This window comes from Chryseobacterium sp. Leaf201, assembly GCF_001421435.1.
Lineage (GTDB): Bacteria > Bacteroidota > Bacteroidia > Flavobacteriales > Weeksellaceae > Chryseobacterium.
This window is the reverse complement of the sequence record NZ_LMKA01000064.1, coordinates 1-18,876: the sequence shown is the minus strand read 5'-3', so window position 1 is coordinate 18,876 and position 18,876 is coordinate 1. Positions and strand designations below refer to the sequence as shown.

Sequence of the window (18,876 nt, the reverse complement as noted above, 5' to 3'; positions counted from 1 at the left end):
TTTAAGCTTCCATCAATCCGCTTCTTAAGTGAGAACTAATAAAATGAAGTTGGCTTTGAATGCATGAAAGAATATTCGCGTAAATTTGTGCCTTACAATAATCAGAAACAATGAACTGTCCCTGCTGCTCAGGAAAATCCTACGGCGAATGCTGCCAGCCTTACCACACCGGAGAAAAAAGTGCTCCAACCGCAGAAGCTTTGATGCGCTCAAGGTTTTCTGCCTTTGCTATTCCGAACGGTGAATATTTAATGGAAACTACGCTTCCCGGCAAAAGAAAATACCATAATAAGAAAGACCTGCAGGAATGGGGTGAGATCAATACATGGACAAAACTGGAAATTATACAGACACCTGCTTTGAATCAGGTTGAGTTTAAGGCATATTATACCGATCAGGACGGAGATCCACAGGTTCATCATGAGTTTTCCGTATTTCAGAAAGTGCATGAAAAATGGTATTATGTTTCGGGGAAATTCTTAGAATGAGTAAGGATAAGTGAATAGATAATCAAAAAAATGTCCGGCAAAACCGGACATTGATATTGTTTTTAGTGAGCTTCGTTTCCGTCAGCTCCGTGAGCGTGACCATGAGCCAGTTCTTCTTCCGTTGCCGGACGTGTGTTTAAAATTTCCACTTCGAAATCTAACGTTTTTCCTGCCATTGGGTGGTTAAGGTCTGCCACTACAACTTCCGGTGTAACTTCTACTACAAATGCCTGGAAATTATTCCCTTCATTATCAGATAAAGGCAAAATAGCACCTACAGGCGGAATTCCGGATTCGTTAAACATATCAATCGGCAACTGCGCGATGGCATCCGGCTGTTTTTCACCGTACGCTTCTTCTGACTGAATGGTAAAAGCCGCTTTATCGCCAGCCTTTAAACCAAGGATATTCTGTTCAAACTTCGGAATCATCATTCCCACACCATACAAAAATGTAAATGGATTTTCTGCTGTTGTTTCTTCTACAAGAATCTTACTTCCATCCTCTTCGATCGTGTGAAGTATGTAACGCAAAGCTACAACATGGTTGTTTTCAATTGTCATATATTATCTTTTTGTCGTGAATTCTTTTTCACGATTAACAGTACAAATATACTGTTTTTGAAATCATTGGTTTAAGAATAATCGCTAAAAGAATCTTAAAACACTACTCTGCTTTTACTTTCCGCTGTTCATTTCATCACGCTTTTTCTGTCTCAAAACGTATAGATACAGGCTTTCAACTTTCGTTCTTGCCCAGTCTGTTTTCCTTAAAAATTTCAATGAAGAACTGATGCTCGGGTTGTCGGTAAAACATTTGATGTTGATCTGTTCGCCCAGCTTTTCAAAGCCATTATAATATTCCACAAGTTCCTCAAGGATGGCATCAAGCCTTTTTCCGTGAAGCGGGTCTTTGGATGATTGTTCCATAATTTTTCTGTAAAATTAAGGATATTAATCCTGAAAATAATAAAAGCACCTTTGCTGATATTTAGTAAAGGTGCTGATTGTGTTAATTTTTAACAGCCGGTTTTACTTCTTTACCGAATAGTTCTATGGATCTCATCATGGTTTCATGAGAAGGGTTCCCGACATCCATATGCCCTATAAATCTAGTAATTCCGAAGATTTCTTTCATATAATTAATTTTATCGGCCACTTCTTTAACATTTCCGATAAATAAAGCCCCGTCTTCGCTTCTTCCGCCCTCATACTGCATTTTTGTGAACGGAGCCCAGCCTCTGGCAGAACCGATCCTGTCCATCTGGGATTTGTAATTGTTGAAATAGCCGTCAATAACTTTCGGGTCATCGCTTACAAACGTATGGGAGTGAATCCCAATCTGCATTTTATCCTCATCATGACCTGCTTTTTTATATTCCTGCTTGTAAAACTCGATTAAGCTTTTAAACTGAACCGGCATTCCGCCGATGATAGCCACCACCAAAGGCATTCCTAACTTTGCGGCACTTAAAACAGACTGCGGGGTTCCTCCGACAGCTCTCCAGACCGGAAGCTGCCCGTTATTTTTCGCTCTCGGATAAACCGTCTGGTTCTGCATCGGTGCACGGAGCTTTCCGGACCAGGTTACATTCTCTTCTGCATTGATTTTTAACAGCAATTCTAATTTTTCATCAAAAAGCTGTTCATAATCATTTAAAGAATAACCGTATAAAGGAAAAGATTCGATGAAACTTCCGCGCCCGACAAAAATCTCGGCACGGCCGTCAGAAATCAGATCCAGTGTTGAAAAATCTTCATATACCTTTACCGGTTCTGATGAGCTTAAAACCGTAACGCCGCTGGCCAGTTTAATATTTTTTGTGATACTTGCTGCCGCCGCCAGGACAATTTCCGGTGACGAAACCGCATAGTCGGGACGGTGGTGTTCCCCCAGGGCAAAAACATCAATCCCCACCTCATCCATATATTTTACCTGTTCCAGAATTTCACGCATCTTAACACCGGCATCGCTGTACTTTCCGGTAGCGGGGTCGAATGACAGGTCGCCGAACATTCCAATTCCTAATTCCATATTGTTGATTTTATGAATACAAAATTACAGCAATCCAATGCAAAAAGCATTGATGAATGATAAGATCGACAGGATTGAAACGACTCAGAATTTAATGAAGAAAGATTAATAATTATAAAAAACTGTCTAAATTGAATTCAGTAAAAAGCTTAGAATGTAATGAAAACTGATCCGGATTATTTTAGTTTTAAAAAGTGTTTTTCGAAAAGATGATAGGACAGTACTGAAAATATAACCGATGAAGCAAAGGACAATGCAATGACCGCTATCCAACCTATTCCCAATATGCTCCCGACTTTAACAAAAAGACTGATGCAGATGGTATGGAACAGATAGAGTCCGTAGGTATATTTCCCGAGCCTTCCCGTTATGCTGGTGTCCGGAATCCTGAATACATTTTTCTCACCCAGGGTAAAAAGGATCAACCCCGAAAACAGGATACTGAAAAGGAGTGAACTGATTTTCGCATCAGGGATGATATCGGTATTGGCAACCGTTAAAATAACGGCAACCACCATAAAAGCATATGCGTATTTGTAAACGGCAGAAATCCCTTCCAGTTTTTCAATAATCTTCTTTTTGAAAACAAACAGGTAAGCAGGGATGGCTCCGAAAGCGAAGTAATGGATGTTCGTAAACAGGTCTAAGGTACTGATGCGGTAATGTTCATAAATAACCTGCATTAAAAAGGAGAATATGATACACCCGAGGAGCAGCTTAGGAATATTTTTCAATGAGAGGAAATAGAATGCCAGTCCCCAGAAAATATAAAAATGCTCTTCGATACACAGGGACCAGATTACCATCAGTGGAGATACATTCGAAAGCTGCTGCGCGAACATTACCATATAGTTTTCAAGAAAAGTAAACGTAAGGAACCAGTTCGGCTGATATCCTTTATCCGAATAAGGAAGATTCAGATAATTAAGTATGAAAGGCGTACACATGGCAAACAGGACCATTGCGTAATACAGCGGCCAGATCCTCAAAACCCTCCTTTTAAAAAACTTCTTCAGCGAAACTTTCCCCTGATTATTCATTTTTTCCAGAATCAGGATATAGGTAATCAGGAAACCGCTTAAGACGAAGAAAAAAGAAACGCCAATCCCGCCTTCCTTAGCGAAAAAGTACAAGATACTGTCTTCAGGAACGGGGGAATGGCGTAAGAAAACCAGTAAAAAAGAGAGGAACCTCAGCGAATCAAATGTATGAAAGTGTACCCTCTCTGTTTTTATAAAGTTCATTCTGTATGGTCAGGATTATTTCTTCAGGTACTGATCAAAATAATCTGTTACTTTCTGCATTAAATGTACCCTGTCTTTCCCGGTTACATTATGCGGATGCCCAGGATATACGAAATAATCCAGCTGAACGCCGTTGTCAACAGCCGATTTGATAAATTTAACCGAATGCTGCCAGACCACCACATCATCCTGCGCCCCATGGATCATCAGCAGTTTTCCTTTCAGGTTCTGAACTTTGCTTAAAAGGTTTGATGCAGCATATCCCTGCGGATTTTCCTGCGGCGTATCCATATATCTTTCGCCGTACATGATTTCGTACATGCTCCAGTCGATTACAGGACCTCCGGCAACCCCTACTTTAAACACTTCAGGATGACGAAGCATAAAGCTGGTGGTCATAAATCCTCCGAAGCTCCATCCGTGGATTCCCATTCTTTCTGCATCAACATACGGAAGGGATTTTAAATAGTCCACCCCTTTCATCTGGTCGCTCATTTCTGCAGTTCCCAGGTTTCTGAATACCGCCTGCTCAAATTTCAGTCCGCGGTTGGAAGAGCCTCTTCCGTCCATCGTGAAAATGATGTATCCTTTCTGCGCCATATATTCATACCAAAGGTTTCCTGAAGCCGGAAACGTATTGGTAACCAACTGCAGATGAGGTCCGTTGTATAAATAAACAATGACAGGATACTTTTTATTCGGATCAAAGTTCGTCGGAAGAATGATTTTTCCGTATAAAAGGGTACCGTCGTCTGCCTTCAGATTTACATTTTTAATTTCGGGCCTCTGGTAGTTTTTCAGCGGATTTTCAGCGGTAAGAAGATTGCTGGTCTTTAAGGTATTGGTATTGATGATATTGACGACCCTTGGCATATTCTCGTTGCTGTAGATATCATAGAGATAATTACCGTCACTGCTTAAAACGCCGGTGTGCATCCCTGCTGCATTATCCAGACGCTGCATTTTAAAGTTTGCCCAGTTGATCCTGTACAGATGTTTTTCTAACGGGGTTTCTTTTGTGGAAGTGAAATAAATTTCCTTTTTCTTTTCATTAAAGCCTAAAATATCGGATACGAGCCAATCCCCTTTCGTGATCTGGGCAACCAGGCCTTTTTCCAGGCTGTAATGGAACAGGTGATTGTAACCGGTTCTCTGACTCTGCCAGATGAAATCTGTGTTTGAATTCGGGAAGAACGTCAACGGATGCTGAGGCTCGACATATTTCTCGCTTGTCTCTTCAAATAATGTTTTCACCAGATTTCCCGTCACGGCATCATACTGGTTCATTTTCAGATGGTTCTGGCCTCTGTTCAGAACGCCTACAAAAATATATTTTGAATCCGGGCTCCAGGTTACCGCCGTTAAATACTGGTCTTTTTCACCTTCGATATTTAAAAATGCTGTCGACTGTGTTTTAATGTTGAAAACGCCTAAGGTAACCTGATGAGAGGTCTGCCCTGCCATCGGATATTTGATGTTGTGATTCACGGCCGGGGTTACGGACCAATCGATGATCGGATAATCGGCTACCATTGTCTGATCCATCCTGTAGAAGGCTACACTTTCAGAATTGGGAGCAGGAAAAATACCCGTATCAATTCCGAACTCATTTCTGTGGACATTGGAAGCACCGTTCAGTATATTTTCATCAGTATCTTTGGTTACCGCGATTGTTTTTCCGTTTTTACTGACAAACAGATTGTTTTTTACCGTAAAGGCAAACGTCTGGCCATCACTGAAGACTTTCATATTGGCAGCTTCTTTGTCCATAGCAACGGAATTTTTTACCTTCCAGTCGTTTCCGGATTTTTCTACCCACATCATCTGGCCATTGGCACTGAAGTAGCCTTTGGAATTCCCGGTAAATTTAATCTGCGGAACTGCTTTGAATTTATTGTCTGCCAGGTTTTTATTTAACTGGGACAGAGATACCAGGGTATCCTGTTTATTCGTTTTTAAACTGGTAATAAGGTATCCGCCTTTTACTGCCTGAATATATGATTTTCCGTCATCAGACCATGAAAACTGTGAGATATTTTTCACGGCAAGGTTGCTTCTCAAGCCGTTAACAGCTTCCGCCATCGTAAATTTCTGGGTCTGTGCCATTGCTGAACCGCCCAAAACCAGCATCATTAAAGAAAACGTATGTAATTTCATTGTATAAAATTGAATGCACCAAAAATAAGAAATAAAAATCAACCGTTAATAAGTGTTAAAATAAAAGATTGGTAAAATCCAGGGCCATGAACTGTGGTATTTATTTCTTACATTCATGATGATAATTTTAGCTGATGAATGTTGTTGTATGGTTTGAATTAAATACCAAATATCTAAAATAATGGCACCAACCCTAGCCCAGATAGCAACGGTTACCCCGCAACAGGCATCGGGCAAGCTTGGGCGTGAGGAGTATGAGTGGATAGCTGGAAACAGCTTCTAAGAAATAAGTAATGAGTAATCGGTAATGGGTAATGGGTTCTTCCTTATCAAATAACAAGGCTAAGGTTAATTTAAAGTTAAATTAAGGCAGGAACTTTTTTCTTATCCTATATCAATGATTTGTATAGGTCTGTTGTTCTACATTTGCATCATACATAACAATAAAAAATATAATACAATGGCTACAAAATGGACCTTAGACTTAGTGCACAGTGAAATTACTTTCAAAGTAAAACACATGATGATTTCCAATATCAAAGGAAACTTCACCGACTTTACAGCAGAAATTGATGCTGACGACGACACTTTCGCCAACGCAAAAACAACTGCTACGATTCAGACCAATTCTATCTCTACAAATAACACAGACCGGGACAACCACCTGAAATCTGCGGAATTCTTCAATGCTGAAGCAAACCCTACGATTACTTTTGAATCTTCTGCATTAAACAACGAAGTAACCGGAAACCTTACCCTTAACGGCGTTACAAAACCTGTGGTTCTGGATGTGGAATTCGGCGGTATCAATGTAGATCCGTGGGGAAATACAAAAGCAGGCTTCTCTTTTGAAGGGAAAATCAACAGGAAAGATTTCGGACTGAACTGGAATGCTGCTCTGGAAGCAGGCGGTGTCATGGTAAGCGAAGAGGTAAAAATTGCCGGAGAGCTGCAGTTTGTAAAACAAGCATAGTAAATTATTATAATTTCCAGGACTCAGTAATTTACCCGCTAAATTACTGAGTTTTTTTATTTATTGAATATACTAACTTTATTCATCTCATTGGATTATGAACCTCAGCGATTTACAGAACCTCAGCAATAATTTTACGAATACCGGAAAAATGCCTGTCTTATTTTTAGGGCACGGTTCCCCGATGAATGCCATTGAAGAAAACCAGTTTGTACAGGGATTCAGGAAAGCAGCGGATGAAATACCGAAGCCGAATGCCATTTTATGTATTTCTGCACACTGGTTTACGGACGGGACTAAGGTAACCGCGATGGATATGCCGAAAACAATTCATGATTTCGGAGGTTTTCCGCAGGCTCTGTTTGATGTTGAATATCCTGCGCCCGGAAGCCCTGAACTGGCAAAGGAAACGGCCGGCCTTTTATCGCCCGTTTTGGTTGAGGAAGATCATCACTGGGGACTGGACCACGGTGCATGGTCGGTGATCAGGCATATGTATCCTGAAGCCGATATCCCTGTTATCCAGATGAGCATTGATTATACGAAGCCTCCACAGTATCATTTTGACCTGGCAAAAAAGCTGCATAAGCTCCGTGAAAAAGGAATTTTGATTATCGGGAGCGGAAATATTATCCATAATCTCCGGCTGATCGACTGGAGAAATCTCAATACCGTCGGTGCCGGATGGGACTGGGCCATTGAAGCCCGGGAAAAGACCAACAGCTGGCTTCTGGACGGGAACTTCCAAAATATAATCGATTACCATAAACAGGGAACCTCCCTGCAGTACGCTGTCCCAAGCCCTGACCATTATTTGCCTTTAATTTATTCTTTAGGACTGAAAGATAAGTCTGAAAATCTCGCTCTGTTCAATGATGAACTGATCGGCGGTTCGCTGAGCATGACAAGCGTAAGGATCAGTTAGTAAAACCGGGACTGCGGAAGAATTTGGAAATTAAAAAAAACGGAAGGCTGTTCCTATGGCTTACCAAATTTTCATTTGAAACCACTTGTTTTTATCACTAAAAATTTAGTAATATTGTTGACCATGAAAAAAGCAATATTCCTTTTCTTAATTTTATTTCCGCTGTATCTTTCATTGGCTCAGGTAGTCATGGGAACCGTAGTCAATGATGCCGGACTGAAAATCAGTAATGTAAATATCTATATTGACGGTACCAGAACCGGAACCGTTTCGAAAGAAGACGGAAGTTTTACTTTACCGCTGGCTGCAAAAAATTCAGGGAATATTGTTTTCCGGAAAGAGGAATATGAAAGTTTCACGAAGCCTGTTTCTGAAGTTGCAGGCAAAACATTAAAAGTGGTACTGCTTAAAAGCAATGATATTGAAGAAGTCACCATTGTTCCTTATACGGAAGAAGCATACAGAAACTACATCAGTTATTTCCTGGACAAGTTTATCGGGCAGGACCGTGAGCATGTAAGAATTAAAAATCAGAGAACATTAAAATTCTCGTATGATAAAAAGAATAAAACACTGAAGGTAAAGGCTCCTAAAACATTACTGATTGAAAATAAAAACCTGGGCTATGAAATAGAATACAACCTGGTGAATTTCTCTGCTGATTTTGATTCGAAGATAGTCAACTGTTCCGGGACCAGCCTTTTTAAAGAGGTAAAAAAACAATCCTAAAACAAGGATGAACAGGATGAATGCCTATGAGGGAAGCCTGCTTCATTTTTTCAGAAGCATACACGGCAATACGGTTTCTGCCGACCAGTTTATTGTCAACCATGTCATAAGGGTTCCCAATCCGAAATACCCTACTGAGGAAGAATTAAAAACTTTAAAAGATTTCACGGACGCTGCAAAGCTCACCAAAACGCTTGACATTCCTTCGCATCTGCTTGATATTTCCCGGAGAAAAAATAACCAGAACCCGTTTGCGCTGGCCATTATAAAGACCATGATTCCGGATTCTGATTATGTTAAAAGAAACAGCGACGGTGTTCTTTTCAGCTTTAAAGATATACTTCAGGTAAATTATAAAAAATATAATTACGAACTGAAAGGGAAAGAATTCATAAAAAGTAAAAACCTGGCTGTTATATCGTCATTCCTGCATCCTGAAGGTGAAACTTTCGAGGTATCACAAGACGGAAGTATTTCCAATCCGGATCTGCTGCTGACTGAAGGGGATTTTACAAAAAATAAAATTGAAAATATGCTTCCCCTGGATTATCAGCTGGGAGATTAGAAGTTATCGTTTCGCCTTTTATTTAAGTTACATTTTATTGAACAGCCTGCAGGACATTGATATTTCCGTAGCCGTAATCTGAATTCGGATTGGGATAATACGTTGAGGCCTGTCTCATTTTATTCAACACCTGATCGCGTGTCCATGATGGGTTTTTAGACCAGACCAAAGCTGCAATTCCGGCCGTGGAAGCGGTAGCTACAGAAGAACCACCGACATAATCGGTCTGTCCGTTATAATAGCTCAGTACCGGGATGCTGTTTCCGGACGCTCGTTCCATCTGATACGTAAAATCAATTTCAGATCCCGAATGGCAGACATCACATTTCTGGTTGGATGTATTTTCTTTCACTCCGGTTACTGCCTGGGCTTCGGACATCCAGGCAGGGAAAATCACGCCGGCAAAATTAGTGAAGCTTGTAGAAGTCCCGCCTGCGCAAAAAATCAGCTTTCCTTTAGAATAGGCATATTTTACACCGTCTTCAATTTTTCCGACTGAGAAAATGTGCCCCATAGACATGGAGATTATTTTCACTTTGGTATTATTCCCCAGTTCCGTAAAAGCGGTTTTCACCCCGTTCTGTTCATGGTAGCCATCCAGTACTACATTTGAAGCCGCTCTGTAGGTTACCAAACTTGCATTGTATGCCACACCCACCGGCTGACCCAGGCTGTTTCTCGGAGCTGCTGCTGCAGAAGCCATGCTTGTTCCGTGCCCGCACTGGTCATTCGGCCCGTCATACCCGCTGCTCCACGGCCATGCCGAATCTACATAAACGCCATTTTTGGTAATTGTCCTTCCGGATGAAAGCCCGTTATTGAAGCTGCTTCCCAATAAAGTCTGTTCTGGGGAAATCCCGCTGTCGATAACGCCGATGGTTACTCCTGCACCGCTGCTATAGCTCCAAGCACTTATGATATTGTGTTTTGAAAAAGACCACGGTGCTTTTGCATTCGGGGTTACGGTAGTATAATCAGCCGCATTCAAAGCTGTTGATTCCAATCCGCATCCCGATGATGAACTGCCGGATTTTGCTGCTCCGCCGAATTTCTTTTCATTTTCAAAATAACGGTAATCTGCAGGTTCCAAATACCGGATATTTTTCATTTTGCGAAGGGCAATAATAGTCTCCTGTTTTTCGATGGCCACATCAATCTGATTCAGATACGGATCTGAAGACAGCAGAACACGGTCGGTTTTTCCTTCATATTTTTTAATCAGGTCTAAAATTTCCTGTTCAACCGCATCACTGTCCGGGCTCAGGCTTCTGTCGAAAGAAGATCCGAAACCGATGGAAGCCACTTTATTTCCCTGGAAAATGGCACTCCACACAAAATGATCAGATGAGGCATTCCATGAAAACCGTCCTTTGGTTTTGATGGTTTCATTGATTTTTTCATTGATCTCTCTTGCAGTTAGGGGATCTTTCTGCACTACTTCAATGGAGTCTGCACTGCTTTGAAGATCATCTCTGTTGCATGCTGTAAAAACTGAGAACAGCATGAGTAGGTAAAACACATTTCTTTTCATATACTATAATTTGGATGACTCTAATATATCACTTTACCCTGAATTACAGATACATGAAGTGCAAATTATCTTTAATTTGTTATGTTGGAAATACGAAACAATGCAGAATTAAGTGTTGCATTAAAGCTTTTGGCTGAACCTGATTGATAAATTGCTGAAATAAAAAAACGGACAAAAGTCCGTTTTATGAATGTATTCTGTACTATTATTATGTATCCTAGTTTACAATAAACTGTCTCTCATTAATCAGTTCTGCAATAGCCAGCATATCTTCACCGATCAGGCGGTCATCTTCAAGCTTAGCCACTCTGGAACGGATAACGGCAAAGTTTTCTTCAATGAGTTTTGAACAGGTGGCAGGCCTCCTGAATTCAAGGCCCTGGGCGGCAAACATCAGTTCAACAGCTAGAATATTAACCAGATTCCCAAGAACCTGATTGAATTTCCTTCCGGAAATACTGCCCATGGATACGTGGTCTTCCTGTCCTAAACTTGTCGGGATAGAATCTGCGGAAGCCGGGAAACACAATGTTTTATTCTCCGTCACCAATGCTGCAGACGTATACTGCGGAATCATAAACCCGGAATTCAGCCCTGAGCTTTCCGTTAAAAGTCTTGGTAAACCGTATTTTCCTTCCAGCAGTAAATAACTTCTCCGGTCTGAAATATTTCCCAGCTCAGCGGCGGCCAATGTGGCATAATCCAATGGCAATGCCATCAGCTGACCGTGGAAATTCCCTCCTGAGATCGATTCTTCGGCACTTAATACAATTGGGTTATCGGTTACAGAATTCAGTTCCGTTTCGGCCATTATTTTCAGGTGTTCAAAAGCATTCCTGCTGGCACCGTGCACCTGCGGAACACAACGAATGGAATATGGATCCTGAACCCTGTCGCAGTATTCGTGGGATTTCAGGTTTTCAGAATTTTTCAAAAACTTCAGCATTCTTGCCGCTACTTTCCGGCTTCCTTCAAACGGCCTGATCTCATGAAGCTCTTTTCTGAACGGACTGGCTGAGCCTCTGTACGCTTCAATGCTCATCGCCGCCGTCATGTCTGCAAGATCCAGCAAATATTCAAACTTTTCCAGGCCTTTAATAGCGTGGGCAAGGATAAACTGCGTCCCGTTAATTAATCCCAGCCCTTCTTTGGGACCTAAAATTAAAGGCTCAAGACCATTTTTCTCTAAAATTTCCGCCGTTTCAAAAATTTCGTTTCCTACCCATACTTTTCCCAATCCTAAAAGCGGCAAAACAAGATGAGCCAGCGGAGCCAGATCTCCTGAAGCCCCCACCGATCCCTGCTCCGGAACGACCGGAATAATATCTTTTTCCAGCATGATGATCAGCCTCTCAATTACTTCCAGGGAAACACCCGAAAACCCTTTGGACAGGGCATGGACTTTCGCAATCATCATGACTTTTGAAAGTTCCTTATCAATCGGCTTGCCTACGCCTACGGCATGGGAAATAATTAAATTGTACTGTAAAAGCGCCGTTTCATCAGCCGAAATCTTCGTATCGCAAAGCGGCCCGAAACCCGTATTGATTCCATACACACAACGGTCTGACTCTACAATCTGCTGCACATTTTTCTGGGATTTCAAAATCTGTTCTTTTGCCGTTTTGTTCAGCTTTGCTTTATTTGGGGCTTTACAGATTTCCAATACATCATGGAAACTGAAAACATCTACACCGTATATCATGCTCTAAATTTTGTCTTAAAATTAAGCATTTAGCCATAATTGGGAAAACTAATTTTCAATACCTTATTTTTTGCTGAAATAACTTAATTAATTTACTATTTTTACCGCCGAAATAAAAAATTAATACCTAAATGAAACTTAAAACTTTACTCCTTGCCTTATGCGTTGTAAGCGCAACTTCTTTTGCTCAGAAAGTAAAATATTCCAAAGAAGACATCAAAAAGATGGAGACCTATCTTTTCAATGAAGGCTTCAACACCCCTTCTCCGAGAAAGACATCAACTGTGATTTTAAAAGACGGAAGCACGCACAAAGGATTCTGCAGTAAAATTGACACGAAAAAAGGACAGATCTTTGAAGTCTCCCTTAAAGACAGTATCTCAAAAAAAGCTGAACTGTTTAATGCAGATCAGATCGCTGAAATGTATGTATATGCAGGAAATGCCGAAAAAATAGTAAAGGTGGCAAAGTATATGGGAAATATCAGAAACTACAGCACCAAAAAGTTAACCAAACGAACCAGTAACGACAGAATCTACTTCGTTAATCAAACCGTTTCCCTTAAAAATAAGAAAGACGATAAAGAATTCCTGATGCAGGTGATCAATCCCGGTTTTGATGAGATTATTTCGGTGTATCATGACCCGAGATCAAAAGAAACCGGAGGGGTCTCATTTGGCGGAGGCCCTCAGCTTGGCGGTGGTGTGCTTAAATCATATTATGTGAAAAAAGGCGATAAAATAATGTGGCTTCATAAAGATGATTTTGAAGACAATTATGATTTCCTTTTCGGGGACAATGCTGAATTCATAAAAAAATACCCTAAGAATTCTGTTGAATGGGATTATTTCAGCTTCTTAGTGAATGAATATACCGAAATGAGCAACAGCTAACCGGTAATTTTAACATAAATTGTAAGGCCACAGGAATTCTGTGGCTTTTTTCTTGCTCTTAAATTACGTAATTTTGTTATATGAATCCTTCTTTAGAATTACAGCTTAAAACTTTACCCTCTGAACCCGGCGTTTATCGTTATTATGATAAAAACGATCAGCTGCTGTATGTGGGAAAGGCAAAGAATCTGAAGAAAAGGGTGCTTTCCTATTTCAATAAAAACCTTCCCGGATACCGGACAAGGATTATGGTGGGGAAAATCCAGCGGCTGGAGACTACAATCGTTAACAGTGAGTATGATGCCCTTTTGCTGGAAAACAACCTGATCAAAGAGCATCAGCCTTTCTACAATGTCATGCTGAAAGATGACAAGACGTACCCGTGGATCTGCATTAAGAATGAAGAATTCCCAAGGATTTTCCTCACCAGAACCAAAATACGGGACGGCTCTGAATATTACGGCCCTTATGCGAAAGTACGTCCGGCAAAAATTTTACTGGATACCATCAAACATATTTATAAACTCCGGACCTGCAACCTTAACCTGGCACCTGCCAAAATTGAGGAAGGAAAATATAAAGTCTGCCTGGAATACCATATCAAAAACTGCAACGGCCCCTGTGAAGCCCTGGAAAGCAAGGCGGAATATGATGAAAAGATTGATGCGATCCGCGGTATTATCAAAGGAGACTTCCGGAAGGCAAAAGAATACCTGACGGATAAAATGACGACCTATGCTTCCAACCTTCAGTTTGAAGATGCCCAGATCATTAAGGAAAGGCTTGATATACTTGATGATTACCAGTCCAGAAACACCGTAGTAAACCCGAATATCGATGATGTGGATGTTTTCGGGATGACGAGTGATGAAACGGCTGCCTACGTGAATTTCTTTAAAATCAGGAACGGAAACATCATCCAGAGTTTTACCACTGAAATCAAGAAGATCCTTGAAGAAAGTGATGAGGATATTATGGAGGAAGCCCTGATTGAAATCCGGCAGAAATTTGATTCGGATTCAAAAGAAGTCCTGCTTCCCTTCCATCTCCCAATCGAAATTCCGAACGTGAAACTGATTGTTCCTAAAGTAGGCGACAAAAAACGGATTGTGGAGCTTTCTGAAAAAAATGCCAAAGAATACCGACTGGAAAAATTAAAGCAGGTACAGATCATCGATCCGGAAAGGCATACCACCCGGATCATGGCAGAAATGCAGAAACTGCTCAGGATGCCCGTTGAACCGAGGCACATTGAAGGCTTTGATAACTCGAATATCCAGGGAACCAATCCCGTTTCAGCCTGTGTGGTTTTTAAAGACGGGAAGCCCAGCAAAGCCGATTACAGGATTTTCCACCCCAAAACAGTGGAAGGCCCGAATGATTTCGCTACGATGGAGGAAGTTATTTACCGCAGGTACAAAAGGCTACTGGAAGAAGGGGACAGCCTGCCGCAGTTAATCCTGATTGACGGAGGAAAGGGCCAATTGTCTTCTGCCGTGAAAAGTTTACGCTTACTGGGACTGTACGGAAAGATCACGATTGTAGGGATTGCCAAAAGGCTGGAAGAAATATTCTTTCCGGAAGACCCCATCCCTCTGTATCTCGATAAAAAATCTGAAACGCTGAAAATCCTACAGCGGGTAAGGGATGAAGCCCACCGCTTCGGGGTGAAGCATCACAGGACCCGGAGATCCAATTCAACCATAAAATCTGAGCTGGAGGGCATTCCCGGTGTGGGCGAAAAAACCATTGAAATGCTTCTGTCCAGATTAAAATCGGTAAAGAGGGTTAAAGAATCGAGCCTGGAAACACTGGAAGAGATTCTCGGGAAAAGCAAAGCGAAAGTGGTATATGATTTTTTTAATAATGCATAAAAGAAAAGGGTTGGAAAAATTTCCAACCCTTTGTGTTTTATTTAATTTATGGACAAAACTATTTCTTCAAAAATATTTCCCGGGTATACTCTCCGTTCGCCTGTGGAATCTCGATCACAATATTTCCGTTCTCGTAATATCCCATAGTAGAATTGCCGTTTTGCAGCTTTACCCTGAAAGTATCATTCTTTGTGGTTGCCTTAAAAGTGGCAAAGGGAGATGAACTGTTAGCACCGACTAAAATAAACTGGCTGTCATCAATCTGTATTTTCTGGAAATCGGTTTTTCCGTTGCTGTATTTCACAGCGCCGGTATCAGCTGGAGCTGGAGTTGTTACGGCAGGTTCAGCTGATGCAGTTTCTACAGGTTCCTGGGCACGGACTGGCTGCTGTGCCTGCACTACCGGATTAGCCGGTGAAATAGAAACATACGTCTGTTTCAATGCATCCTGATAGCCTTCTTTATATTCCTTGATATTTGAGGCTCCTTTAACCGATGTAATCACCTTATCATTACAGTCTTTAAACTGAAGCAATACTTTATTGCGTAAAAAACCGCTGTCATTGATAACATCTGCCGCTGCAACGCTGCACGGGTTATCTTTTGCTTCTGAAGGCCACTGCATCTTATCTGCCGGAATAACGGTGTAATTCTTACTTCTTAATGTTTTGGTCAGCAGCTCTCCTAAACCGAAATCTTCTTTAAAGGTTGTAAATTTAGAAGGAAGCGAAATATATTTATAATCCGAAACCTTTTGTCCGAATGCAGCCACTGAACAGGCTGTTAATATAATAAGTGAAATCTTTTTCATTGAATGGAATTAATTTAATCGTTTCTGAATTGTCCCATATCCAGTTTCAGGGAGAAGAAGTTGGAATAGAAGTTTGATCCTCCGATGCCGGAATTGGTAATCGCATAATCCAGGGTAAGGCCCCTGTACTTGATCCCGATCCCCGCACTTGGCTGGAAAGAAACTTTTCTGCTGAGATCTTCAATATCGGTAATTGACTGGAAGCGGTTTACCCCCAATCTCACGAAGATCATTTTCTGGTATCCCAGTTCAGCACCGGCATATGGCGTAATACTGGCGAAATCAGTTGAAAGAAGCGCAGCCGTTTTAGCGAAATCTACATTGATCCCCGCTTCAGGCAAAACATAGATACTGCTGTTGATCTCAAATATTTTACTTGCCCCGACATTCAGTTTAGGCATGGTAAGCTCCATTTTATCTTTCGGAGCCGGGTTAAATTCTTCGCCGTTTACAATGGTGGAAAGCTCCTTCTGGTTCACACTCCAGAAATTCACCGTAGTGGTAGCATCTCTCAGCATCCCCCCTATTTTATAGCCGTTATCCAGCTTGTAAATAGCCCCGATATCAAAACCGAAACCATATCCGTTCGCAAACTTCCCTACGTTCCTGTAAACCACCTTGGCATTGATCCCCACATCCAGTTTTGTGTTGCCGCCCGGATTAAATGCATAAGACAATATTGCTGCATAATCCGACTGGGAGAATCTGGTAATTTTATCATAATCGATATTTCCCTCCGTATCAATCAGCTGGGTGGTATTTAAGATATTATCAACGCCCAATCTCACTACGGAAACCCCGAAAACGCCTGTTTCCAGAACTTTCGCATAAGCCAGATAATCGTATTTGGCAATCGACTCGAAATATTCGGCGTGCATTGCCGCTCCCTGCCAGTCTCTTTCTACAGACATCAGCCCTGCCGGGTTCCACATCGGGGAATATACATCGTCCTGATTGGAGACTACAGCGCCTCCCATAGCCAGACCTCTGGCTCCTGCTCCGATGTTCAGGAATTCATTGGAGTATTTTCTGATGATCTGAGATTGTGACACCCCGAATGCAAGGGAAAATACGAGTAAAAGATATTTTTTCATCATATAGATTGATGCTTAATTTAAAGTTTTTTGTTTCTTAGCTTTTATAAATCCGTTGACGATGATAGCCAGTATCATAACCCCTGAAGCACCGTAAAAAACCGGGCTCATATGTTCTGATTCCCCAAAGATAAAAAAAGCTAGTATAATTCCGTAAACCGGTTCTAAATTAACTGTTAAAATTAATGTGAAGGGCGAGATATATTTCATCAGATTGACCGATTCCAGCATCGGAAAAGCTGTAAAAACACTTGCTAACAAGACTATTAACGCAATATCACGGTAACTTATTTCATTCATCTGAAAAATTTGCCCGCAGAACAGATAAATAACCATCAGAATAAACCATCCGGAGAAAATTTCATAAAAAATAATATTCCCCGAGCTTGTCTTCCCAAACATCTTTCCGTTAAAAACAGAAAATATAGTCCCGAAGACAGCACACAGTACGCCGTACATGATGCCTTCTTTAAATCGGAATTCCGTTTTAAAAATCAAGAGGATACACGCCACAATAACTACGCCCATCACCACTTCGGAAATATCAATCTTGCGCTTAAAGATAATGGGTTCCATAATGGCTGCGAATAAAGTGGACAGAGAAAGGCAGCTTAAGGCAATAGATACATTGGAAACTTTGATGGAATGAAAGAAACAGTACCAGTGAAAGGCCATTGAAAAACCGATTGCAGCGAGCTGAAAGAAAATCTTCTTTGAAACTTTAATGCTCTCTTTTTTAAAGATCCTGATATAGATGTACAGGAAGATGGCTGCAAAGAGCATCCTGTAAAACACAAGGATCTGGGCATTGGCCTGAATCAACTTTCCCAGAATTGCCGTAAATCCCCATAAAAATACAATCAAATGCAACCTGAAAAGAGCCAATTTGTACATATCTGCTTTCTTTTTAATTTTCTGCAAATTTACAAATCGGTTTCTACAAATCCTTTAAAATATGTGCATCAAAGGGATCAATCTCAAAACTTGGGGAGAAAAAGAAATATTGATAATTTTGAGGAATGTTAAACGATGCCGAACTCCTCAAATTATTTTTACCTGAACTCTTGATTGAGCATTTTGAGATTGTAAAATTTGCAGAAGAAAACAAAATTCTCCACATTTACTTTGACGAGAAAAATACAGCTCCGAAAGAATTTTCGTTTCTGTTATTGCAGTCAAAAGGTTTTGTTCCGGAAATTACCGTTGACGATTTTCCTCTTCGTGGAAAAACAGTAAAACTCCACATCAGACGCAGAAGATGGACCGATACAAAAACCGGCAACATCATCCAGAGAGATTGGAATCTCATTGCCAAAGGAACCCGCATGACACAGGATTTTGCCGAGTTCTTAAAAAAAATCAGCCGATACTAAAGCACTTCCCTGTAAAACCATTGGCGAGATGTATGGCGTGGATGGCAGAAAATTCCAAAGGCAATACAAACAAAGCATCAGCAATTTTAAAAAGTGGGAACAAAAATCACACGCCGAGGATTGGATTCTCTATCCCSAAAACCTCTCACACCAACTATCTCTCGATGAAGTTGCTCTTTCTGATGGTGAATTGTACACTGTTCTGACCTCCAAAAAAGCAATGGGCAGAAAAGGCAGTATTGTCGCCATCATCAAAGGAACCAAGAGTGATACCGTAATAGAATATCTCTTAAAAATCAACAAAAAATTAAGGTTAAATGTAAAAGGAATTACTTTAGATATGGCGGGTTCTATGAAGCTCATCGCCAAAAGATGTTTTCCCAATGCCACACAAATTATCGACCGATTCCATGTTCAGAAATTAGCCATAGAAGCGTTGCAGGAATTAAGGATAAACCACCGTTGGGAAGCTATTGAGCA

At 41.0% G+C, this 18,876-nt stretch carries 19 protein-coding genes; 9 read left to right on the top strand and 10 right to left on the bottom strand.

Features of this window, described 5'->3' with window-relative positions; all coding sequences use genetic code 11:
* Positions 1-110: 110 nt before the first annotated feature.
* A complete protein-coding gene (locus ASE55_RS08200) occupies positions 111-488 on the top strand; it encodes a YchJ family protein (protein WP_056217720.1) in 378 nt (125 codons plus the stop codon).
* A 62-nt stretch (positions 489-550) separates the two neighbouring features.
* On the opposite strand, the gene ASE55_RS08195 is transcribed toward ASE55_RS08200, so the two are convergent.
* From ASE55_RS08195 to ASE55_RS08175, 5 genes are all read right to left on the bottom strand, one after another.
* On the bottom strand, positions 551-1,051 hold the full coding sequence (locus ASE55_RS08195; RefSeq protein WP_056217717.1) for a peptidylprolyl isomerase: 501 nt from the start codon (positions 1,049-1,051) through the stop codon (positions 551-553).
* A gap of 114 nt (positions 1,052-1,165) precedes the next feature.
* Positions 1,166-1,417, bottom strand: a complete 252-nt coding sequence (locus ASE55_RS08190; RefSeq protein ID WP_056217714.1) for a VF530 family DNA-binding protein — start codon at positions 1,415-1,417, stop codon at positions 1,166-1,168.
* A gap of 82 nt (positions 1,418-1,499) precedes the next feature.
* Positions 1,500-2,522 carry an LLM class flavin-dependent oxidoreductase gene (locus ASE55_RS08185; protein ID WP_056217713.1) on the bottom strand — a complete coding sequence of 341 codons (1,023 nt, stop codon included), beginning with the start codon at positions 2,520-2,522 and terminating at the stop codon, positions 1,500-1,502.
* A gap of 176 nt (positions 2,523-2,698) precedes the next feature.
* Positions 2,699-3,766 carry an acyltransferase family protein gene (locus ASE55_RS08180; protein WP_056217710.1) on the bottom strand — a complete coding sequence of 356 codons (1,068 nt, stop codon included), beginning with the start codon at positions 3,764-3,766 and terminating at the stop codon, positions 2,699-2,701.
* Between the two features lie 15 nt (positions 3,767-3,781).
* On the bottom strand, positions 3,782-5,923 hold the full coding sequence (locus ASE55_RS08175; RefSeq protein ID WP_056217708.1) for a S9 family peptidase: 2,142 nt from the start codon (positions 5,921-5,923) through the stop codon (positions 3,782-3,784).
* A 460-nt stretch (positions 5,924-6,383) separates the two neighbouring features.
* Here ASE55_RS08175 and ASE55_RS08170 point away from each other — a divergent pair, with 460 nt between their 5' ends.
* The 4 genes from ASE55_RS08170 to ASE55_RS08155 all read left to right on the top strand — a co-directional run bounded on the left by ASE55_RS08170 (position 6,384) and on the right by ASE55_RS08155 (position 9,115).
* Positions 6,384-6,896 carry a YceI family protein gene (locus ASE55_RS08170; RefSeq protein ID WP_056217706.1) on the top strand — a complete coding sequence of 171 codons (513 nt, stop codon included), beginning with the start codon at positions 6,384-6,386 and terminating at the stop codon, positions 6,894-6,896.
* Between the two features lie 97 nt (positions 6,897-6,993).
* Positions 6,994-7,821, top strand: a complete 828-nt coding sequence (gene ygiD, locus ASE55_RS08165) for a 4,5-DOPA dioxygenase extradiol (RefSeq protein ID WP_056217703.1) — start codon at positions 6,994-6,996, stop codon at positions 7,819-7,821.
* 123 nt (positions 7,822-7,944) lie between these two features.
* Positions 7,945-8,550: a carboxypeptidase-like regulatory domain-containing protein gene (locus ASE55_RS08160; protein WP_056217701.1), complete on the top strand. Its 606-nt coding sequence runs from the start codon at positions 7,945-7,947 to the stop codon at positions 8,548-8,550.
* Between the two features lie 7 nt (positions 8,551-8,557).
* The gene (locus tag ASE55_RS08155) at positions 8,558-9,115 is read left to right on the top strand and encodes a hypothetical protein (protein ID WP_056217698.1); all 558 of its coding nucleotides are present in this window, start codon (positions 8,558-8,560) and stop codon (positions 9,113-9,115) included.
* 34 nt (positions 9,116-9,149) lie between these two features.
* Here the strand turns inward: ASE55_RS08155 and ASE55_RS08150 are convergent, their stop codons facing one another.
* Positions 9,150-10,646: a S8 family peptidase gene (locus tag ASE55_RS08150; RefSeq protein WP_056217694.1), complete on the bottom strand. Its 1,497-nt coding sequence runs from the start codon at positions 10,644-10,646 to the stop codon at positions 9,150-9,152.
* A gap of 217 nt (positions 10,647-10,863) precedes the next feature.
* A complete protein-coding gene (gene hutH / locus ASE55_RS08145) occupies positions 10,864-12,351 on the bottom strand; it encodes a histidine ammonia-lyase (RefSeq protein ID WP_056217692.1) in 1,488 nt (495 codons plus the stop codon).
* Between the two features lie 131 nt (positions 12,352-12,482).
* Between hutH and ASE55_RS08140 the strand changes: the two genes are divergently transcribed.
* Both ASE55_RS08140 and uvrC read left to right on the top strand, forming a co-directional pair.
* Positions 12,483-13,244 (top strand): hypothetical protein, encoded by a 762-nt coding sequence (locus ASE55_RS08140; protein WP_056217689.1) that lies wholly within the window; start codon positions 12,483-12,485, stop codon positions 13,242-13,244.
* A gap of 80 nt (positions 13,245-13,324) precedes the next feature.
* Positions 13,325-15,118 (top strand): excinuclease ABC subunit UvrC, encoded by a 1,794-nt coding sequence (gene uvrC / locus ASE55_RS08135; protein WP_056217686.1) that lies wholly within the window; start codon positions 13,325-13,327, stop codon positions 15,116-15,118.
* A gap of 58 nt (positions 15,119-15,176) precedes the next feature.
* On the opposite strand, the gene ASE55_RS08130 is transcribed toward uvrC, so the two are convergent.
* Genes ASE55_RS08130 through ASE55_RS08120 form a run of 3 tightly spaced genes read right to left on the bottom strand, consistent with a single transcriptional unit; the run spans position 15,177 to position 17,917 of the window.
* Positions 15,177-15,929 (bottom strand): hypothetical protein, encoded by a 753-nt coding sequence (locus ASE55_RS08130; protein WP_056217682.1) that lies wholly within the window; start codon positions 15,927-15,929, stop codon positions 15,177-15,179.
* 14 nt (positions 15,930-15,943) lie between these two features.
* Positions 15,944-17,026, bottom strand: coding sequence for a PorV/PorQ family protein (locus ASE55_RS08125; protein WP_056217680.1), 1,083 nt, complete (start codon positions 17,024-17,026; stop codon positions 15,944-15,946).
* A gap of 12 nt (positions 17,027-17,038) precedes the next feature.
* Positions 17,039-17,917, bottom strand: coding sequence for a DMT family transporter (locus tag ASE55_RS08120; RefSeq protein WP_056217798.1), 879 nt, complete (start codon positions 17,915-17,917; stop codon positions 17,039-17,041).
* A gap of 125 nt (positions 17,918-18,042) precedes the next feature.
* Here ASE55_RS08120 and ASE55_RS08115 point away from each other — a divergent pair, with 125 nt between their 5' ends.
* A complete protein-coding gene (locus ASE55_RS08115) occupies positions 18,043-18,396 on the top strand; it encodes a hypothetical protein (RefSeq protein ID WP_056217676.1) in 354 nt (117 codons plus the stop codon).
* Between the two features lie 28 nt (positions 18,397-18,424).
* Positions 18,425-18,876 (top strand): transposase (locus ASE55_RS08110; RefSeq protein WP_185116284.1); only part of this gene is annotated, 452 nt, incomplete at its 3' end.

Excerpts from the sequence above, each read along its gene's own strand:
- ASE55_RS08200 (WP_056217720.1), top strand. The coding sequence starts at position 111 with ATGAACTGTCCCTGCTGCTCAGGAAAATCCTACGGCGAATGCTGCCAG.
- ASE55_RS08195 (WP_056217717.1), bottom strand. The coding sequence starts at position 1,051 with ATGACAATTGAAAACAACCATGTTGTAGCTTTGCGTTACATACTTCAC.
- ASE55_RS08190 (WP_056217714.1), bottom strand. The coding sequence starts at position 1,417 with ATGGAACAATCATCCAAAGACCCGCTTCACGGAAAAAGGCTTGATGCC.
- ASE55_RS08185 (WP_056217713.1), bottom strand. The coding sequence starts at position 2,522 with ATGGAATTAGGAATTGGAATGTTCGGCGACCTGTCATTCGACCCCGCT.
- ASE55_RS08180 (WP_056217710.1), bottom strand. The coding sequence starts at position 3,766 with ATGAACTTTATAAAAACAGAGAGGGTACACTTTCATACATTTGATTCG.
- ASE55_RS08175 (WP_056217708.1), bottom strand. The coding sequence starts at position 5,923 with ATGAAATTACATACGTTTTCTTTAATGATGCTGGTTTTGGGCGGTTCA.
- ASE55_RS08170 (WP_056217706.1), top strand. The coding sequence starts at position 6,384 with ATGGCTACAAAATGGACCTTAGACTTAGTGCACAGTGAAATTACTTTC.
- ygiD (WP_056217703.1), top strand. The coding sequence starts at position 6,994 with ATGAACCTCAGCGATTTACAGAACCTCAGCAATAATTTTACGAATACC.
- ASE55_RS08160 (WP_056217701.1), top strand. The coding sequence starts at position 7,945 with ATGAAAAAAGCAATATTCCTTTTCTTAATTTTATTTCCGCTGTATCTT.
- ASE55_RS08155 (WP_056217698.1), top strand. The coding sequence starts at position 8,558 with ATGAACAGGATGAATGCCTATGAGGGAAGCCTGCTTCATTTTTTCAGA.
- ASE55_RS08150 (WP_056217694.1), bottom strand. The coding sequence starts at position 10,646 with ATGAAAAGAAATGTGTTTTACCTACTCATGCTGTTCTCAGTTTTTACA.
- hutH (WP_056217692.1), bottom strand. The coding sequence starts at position 12,351 with ATGATATACGGTGTAGATGTTTTCAGTTTCCATGATGTATTGGAAATC.
- ASE55_RS08140 (WP_056217689.1), top strand. The coding sequence starts at position 12,483 with ATGAAACTTAAAACTTTACTCCTTGCCTTATGCGTTGTAAGCGCAACT.
- uvrC (WP_056217686.1), top strand. The coding sequence starts at position 13,325 with ATGAATCCTTCTTTAGAATTACAGCTTAAAACTTTACCCTCTGAACCC.
- ASE55_RS08130 (WP_056217682.1), bottom strand. The coding sequence starts at position 15,929 with ATGAAAAAGATTTCACTTATTATATTAACAGCCTGTTCAGTGGCTGCA.
- ASE55_RS08125 (WP_056217680.1), bottom strand. The coding sequence starts at position 17,026 with ATGATGAAAAAATATCTTTTACTCGTATTTTCCCTTGCATTCGGGGTG.
- ASE55_RS08120 (WP_056217798.1), bottom strand. The coding sequence starts at position 17,917 with ATGTACAAATTGGCTCTTTTCAGGTTGCATTTGATTGTATTTTTATGG.
- ASE55_RS08115 (WP_056217676.1), top strand. The coding sequence starts at position 18,043 with ATGTTAAACGATGCCGAACTCCTCAAATTATTTTTACCTGAACTCTTG.